The 15,598-nt window shown below is 66.4% G+C and carries 13 protein-coding genes; 9 read left to right on the top strand and 4 right to left on the bottom strand.

Annotation, left to right across the window (positions count from 1 at the left end):
• The first annotated feature begins 26 nt into the window (after positions 1-26).
• From surE to IPP28_13120, 5 genes are read left to right on the top strand one after another with little or no spacing between them, the layout of a single operon-like run.
• Entirely contained in the window at positions 27-806 is a 780-nt protein-coding gene (gene surE, locus IPP28_13140; GenBank protein MBL0041960.1) for a 5'/3'-nucleotidase SurE, read from the top strand.
• Complete coding sequence (locus tag IPP28_13135; protein ID MBL0041959.1) at positions 803-1,468, top strand: protein-L-isoaspartate(D-aspartate) O-methyltransferase; 666 nt, start codon at positions 803-805, stop codon at positions 1,466-1,468. Before surE ends, IPP28_13135 begins: the two co-directional genes overlap by 4 nt.
• Positions 1,468-2,055, top strand: coding sequence for a DedA family protein (locus IPP28_13130; protein MBL0041958.1), 588 nt, complete (start codon positions 1,468-1,470; stop codon positions 2,053-2,055). Before IPP28_13135 ends, IPP28_13130 begins: the two co-directional genes overlap by 1 nt.
• A complete protein-coding gene (locus IPP28_13125; protein ID MBL0041957.1) occupies positions 2,052-3,149 on the top strand; it encodes a peptidoglycan DD-metalloendopeptidase family protein in 1,098 nt (365 codons plus the stop codon). Before IPP28_13130 ends, IPP28_13125 begins: the two co-directional genes overlap by 4 nt.
• Before the next feature lie 4 nt (positions 3,150-3,153).
• A complete protein-coding gene (locus IPP28_13120) occupies positions 3,154-4,038 on the top strand; it encodes a sigma-70 family RNA polymerase sigma factor (GenBank protein MBL0041956.1) in 885 nt (294 codons plus the stop codon).
• Here the strand turns inward: IPP28_13120 and IPP28_13115 are convergent.
• The 4 genes from IPP28_13115 to yhbY form a co-directional block, all read right to left on the bottom strand.
• Complete coding sequence (locus tag IPP28_13115) at positions 4,035-4,706, bottom strand: TonB family protein (protein MBL0041955.1); 672 nt, start codon at positions 4,704-4,706, stop codon at positions 4,035-4,037. The two genes, IPP28_13120 and IPP28_13115, sit on opposite strands and share 4 nt — an antisense overlap.
• Positions 4,707-4,780: 74 nt before the next feature.
• Entirely contained in the window at positions 4,781-7,378 is a 2,598-nt protein-coding gene (locus IPP28_13110) for a protein kinase (protein ID MBL0041954.1), read from the bottom strand.
• 60 nt (positions 7,379-7,438) lie between these two features.
• Positions 7,439-7,810, bottom strand: coding sequence for a hypothetical protein (locus IPP28_13105; protein MBL0041953.1), 372 nt, complete (start codon positions 7,808-7,810; stop codon positions 7,439-7,441).
• An 8-nt stretch (positions 7,811-7,818) separates the two neighbouring features.
• A complete protein-coding gene (gene yhbY / locus IPP28_13100; GenBank protein ID MBL0041952.1) occupies positions 7,819-8,940 on the bottom strand; it encodes a ribosome assembly RNA-binding protein YhbY in 1,122 nt (373 codons plus the stop codon).
• A gap of 71 nt (positions 8,941-9,011) precedes the next feature.
• Here yhbY and rlmE point away from each other — a divergent pair, with 71 nt between their 5' ends.
• The 4 genes from rlmE to IPP28_13080 all read left to right on the top strand — a co-directional run bounded on the left by rlmE (position 9,012) and on the right by IPP28_13080 (position 15,483).
• The gene (gene rlmE, locus IPP28_13095; GenBank protein MBL0041951.1) at positions 9,012-9,656 is read left to right on the top strand and encodes a 23S rRNA (uridine(2552)-2'-O)-methyltransferase RlmE; all 645 of its coding nucleotides are present in this window, start codon (positions 9,012-9,014) and stop codon (positions 9,654-9,656) included.
• Positions 9,657-9,674: 18 nt separating this feature from the next.
• Complete coding sequence (gene ftsH, locus IPP28_13090; protein ID MBL0041950.1) at positions 9,675-11,582, top strand: ATP-dependent zinc metalloprotease FtsH; 1,908 nt, start codon at positions 9,675-9,677, stop codon at positions 11,580-11,582.
• A gap of 221 nt (positions 11,583-11,803) precedes the next feature.
• Positions 11,804-12,073 carry a ComEA family DNA-binding protein gene (locus IPP28_13085; protein MBL0041949.1) on the top strand — a complete coding sequence of 90 codons (270 nt, stop codon included), beginning with the start codon at positions 11,804-11,806 and terminating at the stop codon, positions 12,071-12,073.
• 143 nt (positions 12,074-12,216) lie between these two features.
• Positions 12,217-15,483, top strand: coding sequence for a PD40 domain-containing protein (locus IPP28_13080; protein ID MBL0041948.1), 3,267 nt, complete (start codon positions 12,217-12,219; stop codon positions 15,481-15,483).
• Positions 15,484-15,598: the final 115 nt, after the last annotated feature.

Below are 15,598 nucleotides of genomic sequence, written 5' to 3'. Positions count from 1 at the left end.
TGGCCGTTTTCCGGAAGCTCCCGAACATGCATGTCCTGGTTAGTAATGATGACGGCGTCGACGCGCCCGGTATCCGCATCCTCGCCGATGCCATGCGTGCGCTCGGCAAGGTCACCGTGGTCGCGCCCGACCGCGACCGCAGCGGCGCCAGCAATTCGCTGACCCTCGATGGCCCGATCCGCGTGATCGAGCTCGAATCCGGCCGCTACCGCGTTGCGGGCACGCCGACCGACTGCGTGCATCTCGCCCTGTGCGGAATGCTTGAGGACGAACCCGACATCGTCGTGTCCGGCATCAACACCTCGGCCAACATGGGCGACGACGTGCTGTATTCCGGCACGGTCGCGGCAGCGATGGAGGGCCGATTCCTCGGCCATCCCGCGGTCGCGGTGTCGCTGGCCTCGCGCGACCATGATCCGAAGCATTACGCCACGGCCGCGCGCGCGGCCCTGGCGATCGTCAAGAAACTGGTCGCCGATCCGTTGCCGGCCGACACGATTCTCAACGTCAACGTGCCGGACCGGCCCTGGGACGAGATCGCCGGCTTCGAAGTCACGCGACTGGGTCATCGCCATCGTGCCGAACCCTGCGTGCGCGCCAACGACCCGCGCGGGCGCGACATCTGGTGGATCGGCCCGGCAGGTCCGGAGCAGGACGCCGGTCCCGGTACCGATTTCGATGCGGTGCGTCGCGGTTTCATTTCGATCACGCCGTTGCAGGTCGATCTGACGCGCTACACCGCGCTGGAAAATGTCGCCTCCTGGGTCGGTGCCTTGTCGAACACCCTGGGGGCCAAGCGCGCATGATGATGCGGCGCGACCCGGCGGGTCTCGGCATGACCTCGCAACGTGCGCGCGACCGCATGGTCGAACAGTTGCGCACGCTCGGGATCCAGAACCCCCGCGTGCTCGACGTGATGCGCAACCTGTCGCGGCACCTGTTCGTCGATGAAGGTCTGGAAGTGCGTGCCTACGAGAATTCGCCGTTGCCGATCGGGCAAGGGCAGACGATCTCGCAGCCGTACATCGTCGCACGCATGACCGAGCACGTCGTTGCCGCGAATCCGCGCAAGGTGCTCGAAATCGGCACCGGCTCCGGTTATCAGGCGGCCGTGCTGTCGTATCTGGTGCCGCAGGTGTATTCGGTCGAACGCATCGAATCGCTGCTGCGCAACGCGCGCCGACGCTTCCGCAGCATCGGCATCGAGAACATTCGCACTCGCCATGACGATGGCCGTCGCGGCTGGCCGGAAGAGGCGCCGTTCGACGCGATCATCGTGACGGCCGCCGGCGAATACATCGATCCCTTGTTGGCCGAGCAGCTCGCGCCCGGTGGCGTGCTGATCGCACCAGTCGGTCCGCAGGGCGGCGAGCAGAAGCTGATGCGCGTGACCCGCGACGCCGATGGCCTGCACGAGTCGATGCTGGAGCCGGTCAGCTTCGTGCCCCTGCTCGGAGGCCGGATCTGATGGCGGTCTTCCAGCCCCTGTATCAGAAGGCGCTGGGCTGGTCGCGGCATCGGCATGCGCCGCTGTGGCTGACGTTCATCAGCTTCATCGAGGCCATCTTCTTTCCGGTGCCGCCGGAAGTGATGCTGGCACCGATGACGCTGGCGCAGCCGAAAGCCTGGCTGCGTTACGCCAGCCTCAGTCTGCTCGGATCGACGCTGGGGGCCTTCATCGGCTACGCGCTCGGGCTGTTCGCGATCGGTCTGGTTGAACCCCATCTGATCGAACTCGGTTTCGGCGATTCGTTCAATCAGGCACGTGATTCGCTGCGCGAGCATGGCTTCTGGATCATGTTGGTCGGCGGCTTCACGCCGATCCCGTTCAAGCTGTTCACGATCGCCGCGGGCGCGGTGTCGATGCCGCTGCTGCCGTTCGTTGCCGCCGTCGTGATCGGTCGCGGCAAGCGCGTGTATCTGGTGGCCGGAGCGATCCGGCTGGGCGGCGAGCGTGCCGAGCGCGCCTTGCATCGATATATCGAACCGGTCGGCTGGACGGCGCTGGTGTTGCTCTTGGCCGGCGTGGCCGCGTTGTTCGTGTGGAAGGGATGAGCATGCGTCTGCAGGGATTCGCTGTGTTGACCGTGTTGTTGGCCGGATGCGCGGGCTTCGAGCCGCGGGTTTCGGTGGAAACGCATGAAACGGCGCCGGCGCCCGGCACGGCGGCGCGGCCTGCGCGAGTGCAGACACCGCCATCGGCGCAGGCGGCCGACTACACGGTCGTGCGCGGCGACACCCTGTACGGCATCGCGTTCCGCAACAAGCTCGATGTCCGCGATCTCGCAGCCTGGAACAACATCAACCCGCCGCACACGATCTATCCGGGCCAGGGTCTGCGTCTGACGCCACCCTCGCGCACGACCCGGGTGACGGCGACGGCTGCGACCGCGGTTCCGCCGGCCGTACCCGTCGCACCCGGCCGTCCGCGCGAACATCAGGTCGAGGTCGCGGCCGTGCCGATGCAGCCGGTGACGACACCGGACACCCCGGCCAGCGACACCGGCAACACGCAGACGTTCGCGATCGTTGATGACAGTGCGCCAGCGACGGAGGCGTCGACGACTGCCCATTCGCCGGCTGCGGCAATCGGTTTGCCGGCCACCGCGCCGACCCCGGTCGAACCCGGTCCGCCGCCGGCCGCATCGGCGATTGTCGTCGCGGAAACGCCGGCGCCCGTGTCCACGCCGGCGGCCGATCCGGTGGCGGTATCGCCCGTTGCGGTCGATACCACGCCGCGTGCCGTGGTCAATCCGAAGGCGCCGATCCGTTCCCGTGATGGCGTGCGCTGGCGCTGGCCGGCCGACGGACGCCTGATTGGCCGCTTCGTCGAAGGCGACCCGACCCAGCAGGGCATCGATGTCGGCGGCAGCCTGGGACAGGCCGTGCTCGCCGCAGCGGACGGTCAGGTCGTGTATTCCGGCAATGGCCTGATCGGCTACGGCGAACTCGTGATCGTGCAGCACAGCCCGGGTTTCCTCAGCGCTTATGGCCACAACCAGAAGCGCCTGGTGCTGGAGGGCAGCAAGGTCAAGGCGGGCCAGCCCATTGCGGAAATGGGCCGGCGCGGCGGCATCGACATGTTGCATTTCGAAGTCCGCCACAACGGCAAGCCGGTCGATCCGCTCGGCTATCTGCCCAGCCGCTGACGCCATGATGCAACGGCCGCCCGACGACGAATTGCCGACCGACGACTTGTTCGAGTGGCTCGGGCCGGCGGACAAGGACGTGGTCGAGCGCGATTCAACCACGGTCTATCTCAACGAAATCGGACTGATTCCCCTGCTCGATGCCGAGGCCGAACGCGACCTCGCGCGACGCGCTCGCGGCGGCGAGCTGGCAGCGCGGCAGTCGCTCATCGAAGCCAACCTGCGCCTGGTGGTGAATGCCGCGCGCGCCTATCTCGGGCGTGGCTTGCCGATGATCGACTTGATCGCCGAGGGCAATCTCGGCTTGATCCGCGCGGTCGAGAAATTCGATCCCGGTCGTGGTTTTCGCTTCTCGACCTATGCGATGTGGTGGATCCGCGAGGCCATCGAGTTCGCGTTGATGCGGCAGACCCGTGCGGTGCGCCTGCCGGTGCATGTGCTGCGTGAACTGGCCCAGGTGTTGCGCACCAGTCGCGAGCTGACGCGTACGCTCGGTCGTGCGCCGACCCTGGATGAAATCGGCAAGGCGGCCGGCAAGGAGGTTGCCGAGGTCGCGCGCCTGTATCGCTTCAATGCCCGTGTCGATTCGCTCGATGCCGCGCTCGCTGCAGACGACGAGCGCGTGCTTGGTGAACTGGTGGCGATGCCGGACGAAGGCGAGGGTGACGGGCTCGGCGAGATCGCCAACGATGCGCGCCTGGATGTGTGGTTGTCGGAGCTGAGCGCGCGCAGTCGCGAAGTGCTGGAGCGTCGTTTCGGCCTGCACGAACATGCCGCGCAGTCCCTGGCGGAAGTGGCGCAGGTACTGGGCGTATCGCGCGAACGCGTACGCCAGATCGAGGCCGAGGCCCTGGCCCGGCTGCGGGCCAGGGCGCGGGATTCGGTCTAACGATCGAGCAGGTCGAAACGGATCGGCACCAGGCCGCGGGCGCGGGTCGGCAGGCCGTTGACGATCAGCGGACGGAAGCGCCAGCGGCGTTGCACCTGATCGATGGCGGCACGGTCGAGGATGGCGTGACCGGAACTGCGCTGGACGTCGACTGCTTCCGGGCGCCCATCGGGGCCGACGGTCACGATCAGCAGCACCTCGCCTTGGAGTCGGCGCTTGATCGCTGCCAGCGGATAGCGCGGCGCGGCGGCTTCGAGATAGGACAGGCTGCCGATTTGTGCCGGCGTGAACGCGTCCCCCGTGTCGCCTGCGCCATCGACGACCGGATCCGGCGTCGGCGGCACGATTTCCTGTACGACATCGTCCCGGGTTTGCGCCGGCTCGGGATTCGGGATCAGCACGGGTGCAGGCGTGCGGCGTTCCGCCACGGGTGTCGTCCGTGGCGGCGTGGCCGGGACGACGGGCGGCAAGGGCGGCGGCGGGATCAGGCGTTCCGGCATCACGATCTGGATGTCCGGCACGTCGAAGGCAAGGTCGGGTGCCGGCGGCCGCACCGGTGCGATCAGCAGGGCGAAGGCGGCGATGTGCAGGACCAGCGCGACAGCGATGGCGAGGGTGCGGGCAGGGCTGATGCGGCGGGTGTCGAAGTCGGCGGCGTAACTGATCATGGCTGTCCCCGTAGTGACCGGATCCGGTCCGGCAAGGGCAGCAACGCAGGGACATTCCGATCGGGGTTTGCCGGTCAGTGGGGGCTCAGGCTGGCCATGCGCCGTTGCCATTGGTCGCGCAGTTCGGTTTGATCGGGCGCAACCCGGCCGAGCATGGCGAGCGCTTCTTCGTAGCGCGCCACCGCTCGCGGTGCATCCTGTCTCGCCGCAGCAACATCACCGAGCAACCCCAGCGCCTTGGTCGAATCGATCGATTCACCGTCGCTGCGACGGAGCGTGGTGTAGGCGCGGTCCGCATAACTTTCGGCTTCGCCGAATGCGCCCAGGGCAATGCGGTTTTCGGTGATCGCCATGTACAGCAAGGCACGTGCGCGCGCGTCCTCGGCAATCGAGTTGCGCCAGTTGTCTTCGATGTCGTCGTAGATCTCGCGCGCCGCCGCGTGTTGGCCCTGTTCGCTGCGGACGCTGGCGGCATTCCAGAGTGCCCAGCCGATCTGCGCGGCGCCGGCAGCGGAAGAGGCCGAGTAGGCCTGGGCCGAGGCGCGGAAGCTGTCGTAGGCGCGATCGAGCTGGCCCAGGGCGCGGTAGGCCAGGCCGCGATTGTGCAGGTTCGCGCCGTAGTCCTGACTGCGCTCGCCGAACAGTTCGCGCAGACGTTCGCCAACGGGCTCCAGTTCACCCAGTGCGCGCGCCGGCTGGCCGCGGCCGATGAACATCCAGCCCAGCGACTGGCGGGCGCGCAAGGTCCGGAAATCGTTGTCGCCGAACTGTTTCTGGCACAGGTCGATGGCCTCGCGCAGGGTGGCCTCCGATTCGTAGAATCGATCCATGTCGCGCAACGAGACGCCGACCCGATGCAGCGCTCGGCTGCGCAGGCGTTCGCGTTCTTCGCCGGTTGCCGCCTCCGTCGCCCGCAGTGCCGCCTCGGCGACTCTCAGCGCAGCGGCAGGATCGCCGCCGTCGCGGGCGATGTTGTAGCGGGTATTGGCCTGGCCATCGCGGATGCGACGTGTCGTGGGGCCGACGGGCAGGTCGATCCGATCGGCTTCGTCCAGCCAGGCAATCGCCTGCTCAAGGCGGCCGTTGCGCTGTGCCACCGCGGCGCCAAGCTCCAGCGCGGCAGTCAGTTCCAGAGGCGGCGTGTCGTCGAACTGGCGCATGTCCTCGATCGCGCGCTCGATCAGGGTCATGGCACGACGCGCATCGCCCATGTTGAAGAATGCGCCGGACATCACCACGGCGATCGGGCCGCGCAATTCCGGCTGCCGCTTCAAGGTGGGCTCGATCTGGGCGGCAGCGGCTTCCAGGATGTCGGTGGCGCTGCGTGCGCCACCACGGCCATTGGCCGGATCGGCCGCACGGAAGACTTCGTGCACGAACGCGACCGCGGCGCGCGCGCGTTCGCTTTCCAAGCGTGCCTGACGGGCCTGCTGCAAGGCATAGGCACTGAGGCCGAGCAAGCCGAACACGGTCAGGCCGGCAGCGGCGATCGCGATACGGTGGCGACGCATGAACCGGGTCGCGTGGTACAGCGTGCCGCCATGTCGTGCCTGCACCGGACGGCCGTCGAGAAAGGCTTCGAGGTCGGCGACGAACGCGTCGATCGAGCTGTAGCGGGCATTCGTCTCCTTCGCGAGCGCGGTGCGCACGATCGCATCGAGATCGCGATCGAGTTCGCGACCGAGGGTGCGCACCGCATCCCGCGTCGTCGGTGCATCGCCGCCGCGGCGCGCAAGCGCGCGACCGAGGGTGACCGGATCGGTCTCGACCACGGCGCGGCCCCAGGCGTGGGCGTCTTCGGGATTCGCGTCGTAGGGCAAGCGGCCGGTGATGATGCGATAGAGCAACACGCCGAACTGGTAGATGTCGGTGGCGACCGTGATCGGCTGGCCGCGGAATTGTTCCGGGGCCGCGTACTGCGGCGTCATCGGGCCGATGCGTTGCGCCGTGACCGGGCGAAAACGTTCCTCGCCGATGAGCTTGGCGATGCCGAAGTCGAGCAGTTTCGGATGGCCGTCGCGGGTGACAATGATGTTCGACGGCTTGATGTCTCGATGGATCACCAGGCTGCGGTGCGCATGCGCCAGCGCGCCGGCCACGCGCAGCATCAGGCGCAGGCGGCCTTCGACATCGGGCAGGTGGTCGCGGCAATAGTCGGTGATCGATACGCCCTCGACATATTCCATGGCCAGGAAGGGCGTGCCGTCGTCGGCTTCGCCGCCATCGATCAGCTGCGCGATGTTCGGATGGCGCAGGCCGGCGAGGATTTCCTGCTCTTTGCGGAAGCGGTCGCGCAGGCCCGCGTGCGCGGTCAGCACCAGCTTGATCGCGACCTTTTGTTCGAAGCGGCCGTCGACACGGTGCGCGAGATACACCGTTCCCATGCCGCCGGAGCCGAGCAGGTCGTCGAGCACGAAGGCACCGATGCGCCGCCCGACCTGTTCGCGGTCCCAATCGCGCTCGCGCACATCGTTGGCCATGGCGGGCGCGACCAGGTCGACCACCGGACGATCCAGCGGCGTGGTGATTTCGTGCTTGCCGAGCAGACGCACGACGTCGGCGCGGAGGCCGGGGTCGGCGATGTCTTCGACGAAGGCGACGCGCTCGACGCCCTCGCGGTCCAGCGCGCCGTCGAGCAGCTTGCGCACGGCGCGCCAGCGCTCAGCATCCATGGGCTTGGCGATCGGCTCGGGGCATCGCCTGGATGTTAGCGAATGCCGCCAGCAGCGGCATCAGGGCAGAATGAACGCGGCCGCGACCTTGCGCCCTTCGCCGAGCAGCACGTTGAACGTGCGCGCGGCGGCGGCGTTGTCCATGAATTCGACGCCGACGCGGCGGGTCAGAAAGACGGCCATGATCTCGCGCGATGGAAATACCTGGGTCGCACCGGTGCCGACGATCACGACCGCAGGTTGCAGCGCGAGCAAGGCATCGCAGTCACCGGGCGCCATCGCTTTCGCGTTGCGCACCGGCCAGTCGAAGGTATCGACGCCGGCGGCGATCACGAAACTGCCGCGGCGTTCACCGCTGGCAAGCAGGATGCGGTCGGAGGCCACGAAGCGGACGTGGTCGCCGCCGGTTTGCGTTTCCTGGCTGAGTTGCATCGAGCGACTCAGTCCTCGTCGGCTTCACGCTTCGGGCGCTTGGCGCCCAGGGATTTGTAGGGCGACCCCGCCGGTTTGCCCGCAGGCTTCGGCGATGAAGCCTTGTACGCCGGGCGTGCGGACTTGTACGCCGGCTTGGCGCCCGCGGGACGCGCCGGGCGATCACCGAAATCACGCTTCGGGCGGTCCGCGTAGTTGCCGGCCGGGCGTGCCGGACGGTCGCCGAAATCACGCTTGGGTCGATCGGCAAAGTTGCCTGCAGGACGTGCCGGGCGGGCGGGACGATCACCGAAGTCGCGTTTCGGGCGGTCCGCGTAGTTGCCGGCCGGGCGTGCCGGGCGGTCGCCGAAATCACGCTTGGGCCGGTCGGCGAAGTTGCCCGCGGGACGTGCCGGGCGGGCCGGACGATCACCGAAGTCGCGCTTCGGGCGGTCCGCGTAGTTGCCGGCCGGGCGTGCCGGACGGTCACCGAAGTCACGTTTCGGGCGGTCCGCGAAGTCACGGGGCGGGCGCGCGGTGCGATGGGTCGGGCCGTCGGCACGACCGCCGAAGCTGCGCTCGCGGCGAGGCGCGCCGCCGACGATGTCCTCGGCGCGCGGCGGACGCTTGTTGAAACCGCCGGCGCTGCTGCGCGCGGGCGGCTTGGCGTACTTGCCACCTTCGCGGCGCGGCGGTCGGGTGTCCTCGCGACGCGCCGGACGCGTATCGGCCGGATCGTGCGCGCGCTTCGGGCGTTCGCCGTAACCGCCGCCGACATCGTCGCGACGTGCACGGAACGGACGTTGGCCATCGCGCGCCGGACGCTCGCCGAAACCCTCTTCCCGCTTCGCCGGCTTCTCGCCCGGCATCAGGATTTTCGGTTTGCTGGCGCGGCGATAGAACGTCGCGGTATGGCCGACCTTCTGCACCAGTTCGGACTTCGTGTCGCGGGCCAGTGCCTTGATGATCTCGTCGCGCTCCTCGCGTTCCTCGGCGATCACGCGGATCTTCACCAGTTCGTGACGCGACAGCGCCTCGTCGAGTTCGACGCGCACACCATCGGACATGCCTTTCTGACCGACCATCACGACCGGATTGAGGTCATGCGCGAGGCCGCGCAGGAAGCGGAGCTGGAGAGCGTCGAGTGCCACGGGCACACCTTCAGGAAAGAAAACGGGCGCGAGGGTATCATGCGCGGCCCTGACTCCTCCCCGAACCGCCCGTGGCGCGCAGCAAGTCCAGTCATCGCTGGCTCAAGGAACACTTCTCCGACCCGTTCGTGAAACGCGCCCAGTCCGAGGGCGTGCGCTCCCGCGCGGCCTACAAGCTGGAAGAACTGATCGAGCGCGACCATCTGCTCAAGCCGGGCATGGTCGTGGTCGACCTCGGTGCCGCACCGGGGGGGTGGTCACAGATGGTCAGGCGCGAACTCGGCCGAAGCGGCGATGTCATCGCGCTCGACATCCTCGACATGCCGAGCATTCCCGGCGTCGAGTTCCTGCAGGGCGACTTTCGTGAAGACACCGTGCTGAAGGCATTCGAGGTCATGGTCGGCGGTCGTCCGGTCGATCTTGTCTTGTCCGACATGGCCCCCAATATGAGCGGTGTCGATTCGGTGGATCAGGCGCGCACCATGCATTTGTGTGAGCTGGCCCGCGACTTTGCCGAGGTTCATCTGAAGCCGGGTGGTACCTTCCTCGTGAAGTTGTTCCAGGGCGTCGGATTCGACGATTACGTGCGGGACTTGCGCAAGCGTTACACCAAAGTGACGATGCGCAAGCCGAAGGCCTCGCGGGCACGCAGCCCCGAGGTTTACGCGCTGTGCAGCGGCTTCCGTGCGGCGGCGGCGAGTTCGAACAGAGAATGATGAAGGAGCAAGACAGTGTTGAACGACTGGGCGAAACAACTCCTGCTGTGGCTGGTGATCCTGGTGGTCCTGCTGTCGGTGTTCCAGAGCCTCAGCCAGGGAACCGGCAGTCGCGATGAACTCGCGTACTCGGAATTCCTGGCCGAAGTGCGCAATGACGGCGTCTCCAGGGTCACGATCTCCGAGGATGGCAGCACCATCTCGGGCGAGCGCAAGGGCGGCGACAAGTTCACGACGATCGCGCCGGTGCGCGATTTCGGCATGTTCGCCGACCTGATCAAGCACAAGGTCGAAATCGTGCAGAAGCCGGTGCCGAAGGACAGCATCGTGCTGAGCTTCCTGCTCAATGCTTTGCCGTTCCTGTTGTTCATCGGCGTGCTGTTCTATTTCATGCGCCAGATGCAGGGCGGTGGCGGTGGCCGCGGTGCGATGACCTTCGGTCGTTCGCGCGCCCGCTTGCAGGGCGAGGACCAGGTCAAGATCACCTTCGCCGATGTCGCCGGCGTCGACGAAGCCAAGGACGACGTCAAGGAATTGGTCGAATTCCTGCGCGATCCCGGCAAGTTCCAGCGTCTCGGTGGCCGCATTCCGCGCGGCGTGCTGATGGTCGGTTCTCCCGGTACCGGCAAGACCCTGCTCGCGAAGGCGATCGCGGGCGAGGCCAAGGTGCCGTTCTTCACCATTTCCGGTTCCGACTTCGTCGAGATGTTCGTCGGCGTCGGCGCGAGCCGCGTGCGCGACATGTTCGAGCAGGCCAAGAAGCACGCACCGTGCATCATCTTCATCGACGAGATCGATGCGGTCGGTCGTCATCGCGGCGCCGGTCTCGGCGGCGGCCATGACGAGCGCGAGCAGACCCTGAACCAGCTGCTGGTCGAGATGGACGGTTTCGAAGGCAACGAAGGCATCATCGTCATCGCCGCGACCAACCGACCGGACGTGCTTGATCCGGCGCTGCTGCGTCCGGGCCGTTTCGACCGCCAGGTCGTGGTGCCGCTGCCGGACCTGCGGGGTCGCGAACAGATCATCAAGGTGCACATGCGCAAGGTGCCGCTGGGCGACGACATCGATCCGTCGCGCATCGCCCGCGGTACACCGGGCTTCTCCGGCGCCGACCTCGCCAACCTCGTCAACGAGGCGGCGCTGTTCGCGGCGCGCGAGAACGCGAAGAACGTGCGCATGGAGCACTTCGAGCGCGCCAAGGACAAGATCATGATGGGCGCCGAGCGCAAGTCGATGGTGATGAGCGAGGACGAGAAGAAGCTCACCGCCTATCACGAGGCCGGCCATGCCATCGTCGGACGCATGGTGCCGGACCACGATCCGGTCTACAAAGTCTCGATCATCCCGCGCGGCCGTGCGCTCGGCGTGACCATGTACCTGCCCGAGCAGGACCGCTACAGCCACAGCAAGCAGTACCTCGAAAGCCGCATGGCGTCGCTGTACGGCGGCCGTGTGGCCGAGGAGATCATCTTCGGCGCGGAAATGGTCACCACGGGTGCCTCGAACGACATCCAGCGCGTGACCCAACTTGCCCGCAACATGGTCACGAAGTACGGTCTGTCCGACGAACTCGGTCCGGTGGCCTACAGCGACGAGGAAGAGGAAGTATTCCTCGGTCGTTCGGTAACGCAGCACAAATCGGTATCCGACGACACCGTGCGGCGCATCGACGAAGTGGTGCGCAGCATCCTCAACCGCGAATACCACCGCGCCAAGCAGATCCTGACCGATCATCTCGTGCAGCTGCATGCGATGGCCGATGCGCTGCTGGAATGGGAAACCATCGACGGCGACCAGATCACCGACATCATGGAGGGCCGCAAGCCCGGCCCGCCGCGTGACTGGAACAAGGGCGACGACAGCGGCAAGCCGAATGCGCCGACGGCCGGCCCGGTCGAAGCAGCGCCCGCACCCCAGGCCTGACCCGCCTTGAGGTGATGGCAGCGAAGCCCGCCGCACGGCGGGCTTCGCGTTTTGCGGGTCGCGATTCCGAACTGCGAATTGTCGCAGGCGGCCATCGGTCTTCACTGATGCGTGCTTCCGATCTGCGCGCAGGAATCGCTACGGATCGATCTCCAGAATGTGCGACATCCGGTGAGGCAATGCCTGCGCCGGAACCCGCACTCAATTACTGGAGACACACCATGAACATGATCAAGTCGCTGTTCCTCGCCCTCGTCCTCGGCTTCGCCTCGTTCGGCGTGTTCGCCGCGCCGATCAACATCAACACCGCCAGCGCCGAACAATTGACCGCGCTCAATGGCATCGGCGAGGCCAAGGCCGCCGCCATTGTCGAATACCGCAAGGCCAATGGCCCCTTCAAGTCGGTCGACCAACTCGTCGACGTCAAGGGCATCGGCCTGAAGCTGGTCGAGAAGAACCGCGACTTGATCACGGTCGACGGCAAGTCCTGATCCCGTCCGATCGGTCGCACGACGCCCGGCCCTGCGCCGGGCGTCGGCCATTCGGATCAGCCGTGCGCTGCCTGTGACGATCGGCCGCGCCATCTTCATGGACCATCGTTTAGCATGACCGACTTTCCTGGCCGGAGATTCGCATGCTGCATCGTTCCCTCGTGTTGGCCGTGGCCTTGGCGCTCTCCGTTGCGGCGAATGCCGGCGACAAGAAGGATGCGCCGAAGTGGGACGTGAATGCGGCGCATGGTCCGGTGAAGCAGATCAGGTTCACGACCGACGAAGGCACCTGGATGGACCTCGACGTGAGCCGCGATGGCCAGACCATCGTGTTCTCGCTGCTCGGCGATCTGTACACGTTGCCGATCGCCGGAGGCAACGCGAAGCGCATCAGTTCCGGTCCGGCCTGGGACGTGCAGCCGCGCTTTTCGCCCGATGGCAGCGAGATCGCATTCACGTCCGACCGCGCCGGCGGCAACAACCTGTGGCGTGCAAAGCGTGATGGCAGTGCTGCGACCCAGGTCAGCAAGGAGGACTTCCGCCTGCTCAACAATCCGGCGTGGACGCCCGATGGCCAGTACCTGGTCGGTCGCAAGCATTTCACGTCGGAGCGTTCGCTCGGTGCCGGCGAATTGTGGATGTTCCACAAGAGCGGCGGTGCCGGGCTGCAACTGACCAAGAAGAAGAACGACCAGCAGGATCTCGGCGAGCCGGCGGTCAGCGCCGATGGCCGCTACATCTATTTCTCCGAGGACGTGAGCGGCGGCAGCACGTTCGAGTACAACAAGAATCCACACGGTGTGGTCTACGCGATCAAGCGTCTGGACCGCGAGACCGGCGAGATCGAGACCATCGTCGCGACGCCCGGCGGCGCGGTGCGTCCGCAGCCTTCGCCGGACGGCAAGACGCTGGCCTTCGTGAAGCGCGTCGCCGACAAATCGGTGCTGCACACGATCGATCTTGCGAGTGGCGAGGTGAAACCGCTGTGGAATGGCCTGTCGCACGACCAGCAGGAAGGCTGGGCGGTGTTCGGCCCGTATGCGAACTATCAGTGGCTGCCGGATTCGAGCGCTGTCGTGATCTGGGCGCAGGGCAAGATCTGGCATGTCGATGCCCGATCCGGTGCGCCGACCGCGATTCCGTTCAGTGCCGCCGTCGACCAGACCGTCGCCGCGCCCCTGCGCTTCGAACAGAAACTCGATGCGGGCGAATTCACCGCGAAGATGATCCGCGACGTCGCAACCAGTCCCGACGGCCAGACCATGGTGTTCCATGCCGTCGGCCAGCTGTGGACGAAGCGCCTGCCAGACGGCAAACCACAGCGTCTCACCTCGGCCTCGGACCATTTCGAGTATCAGCCGAATTTCAGTGCCGATGGCAGGAAGCTGCTGTACACGACCTGGAGTGATGCTGCCCAGGGGGCGATCGTCGAACGCGATCTGACCAGCGGCAGCGAACGCGTGCTGACGACGCAGCCGGGCTTCTACTACTCGCCTCGGTATTCACGCGACGGTTCGAAGATCGTCTGGTCCAAGCAGAGCGGTTCCTCGCTGACGGGATCGTTGAACAGTGGCGAGCAGGGCATCTGGTGGATGCCGGCCGCGGGCGGTTCGGCGCAGCGCATCGCAAAGGAGGGATTCGAGCCGCAGTTCACCGCCGATGGTGCACGCGTCACCTTCCTCACCGGTGGCGGTCTGAGCAAGAAACTGCAGAGTGTCGGCTTGCATGGTGAAGCGCCACGCGATGTGTTCGCGCTGAAGTACACCGATTTCGTGTCGGTCAGTCCGGATGGCCAATGGGTCGCGTTCACCGAGTTGTTCAACGCCTACATTGCGCCAATGCCGAAGACCGGCGGCGTGGTCGAGCTCGGCAAGGACACCACGGCCATTCCGGTCGCGAAGATTTCCGCCGATGTCGGTTCCTACCTGCACTGGTCACAGGACAGCGGTGCGGTGCACTGGATGGTCGGCGACCATTACTACACGCGCAGCCTCAAGGATGCCTTTGCCTTCGTGCCCGGGGCGCCCGCGACATTGCCGGACGCGAAGGCCCTGAAGGGCGTGCCGGTCGGACTGAGCGTGCCGGTCGATACGCCGACGCAGATCGTGGCGTTCACGAATGCGCGCATCGTGTCGATGAAGGGCGACGATGTCATCGCGAAGGGCACGGTGCTGGTCGACGGCGACACGATCCAGGCGGTGGGTGCCGATGTGGCGGTGCCGGCCAATGCGCGCGTGATCGACGCCAGCGGCAAGACCATCGTGCCGGGCTATGTGGACGTGCATGCCCATGCCAATCATTTCAACGGCGGCGTGATCGCGCAGCAGAACTGGGCTTACTACGCCAACCTCGCCTTCGGTATCACCACCATGCATGACCCGTCGGCGACGACGGAAACGGTGTTCTCGCAGGCCGAATTGCTGAAGGCCGGCAGCTTGGTCGGGCCGCGCGTGTTTTCGACCGGCACCATCCTGTATGGCGCCGACGGCGACTTCAAGGCGGTGGTGGATTCGCTCGACGATGCCCGCGCCCACCTGCGGCGCATGAAGGCGAACGGCGCGTTCAGCGTGAAGAGTTACAACCAGCCGCGCCGCGAGCAGCACCAGCAGATCAACCAGGCTGCGCGCGAACTCGGCATGCTGGTGGTGGAAGAGGGCGGTTCGACCTTGAACCACAACTTGCCGATGATCCTCGACGGCGCGACCAGCATCGAACACAACCTCCCGGTGGCGCCGCTGTATCAGGACGTGATCAAGCTGTGGTCGCAGACCGACGTGCGCAACACCCCGACGCTGGTGGTGAGTTATGGCGGTTTGAGCGGCGAGTACTGGTGGTACGCGCGCGACAACGTCTGGGAAGACCCGAAGCTCAATCGCTACTTTCCGAAAGAGACGCTGGCGGCACGCGCGATTCGTCGCGAGACGGCGCCGGATTGGGACTATCACCACATCACCGTGGCGAAGTCGGTGAAGGCGATGCGCGATGCCGGCATCAAGGTCCAGATCGGCGGTCACGGTCAGTTGCAGGGCCTGTCGCCGAACTGGGAAATCTGGAGCCTGACGCAGGGCGGCATGAGCAATTGGGGGGCGCTGCGAGCGGCCACCATCGACGGTGCCGACATGCTCGGCCTGTCGAAGCAGATCGGCTCGCTCGAACCCGGCAAGCGTGCTGATCTGGTCGTGTTGAACAGCAATCCGCTGGAGAACATCCGCGCCACCGCCGACACCCGCTACGTGATGGTCAACGGCCGCCTGTTCGACATCGACGCCGACATGGCCGAGATCGGCAACCACGCTGCCCCGGCCCCCGAGTTCTACTGGCAACGCCACCGCGACGGCCGCAGCTTCGGCATCGAATACGGCCCCAGCGCTCCGTGCCACTGCCCGAAATCGGCGGTGCACAAGCACTGATCGAGGCGACGGTTCATCATCGCGCAGGCCATCCTGCGTGATACTTGGAGTCGCAGGCCCTGAGCCGACGTGCCCCGTGCACGCAGCGCGGCTTGTCGGTGACCGTGGCGCATCC

Source organism: Lysobacterales bacterium (assembly GCA_016721845.1).
Lineage (GTDB): Bacteria > Pseudomonadota > Gammaproteobacteria > Xanthomonadales > Ahniellaceae > JADKHK01.
Note: the sequence above shows the minus strand (reverse complement) of the source record. Positions and strands in the feature narration are given on the sequence as shown.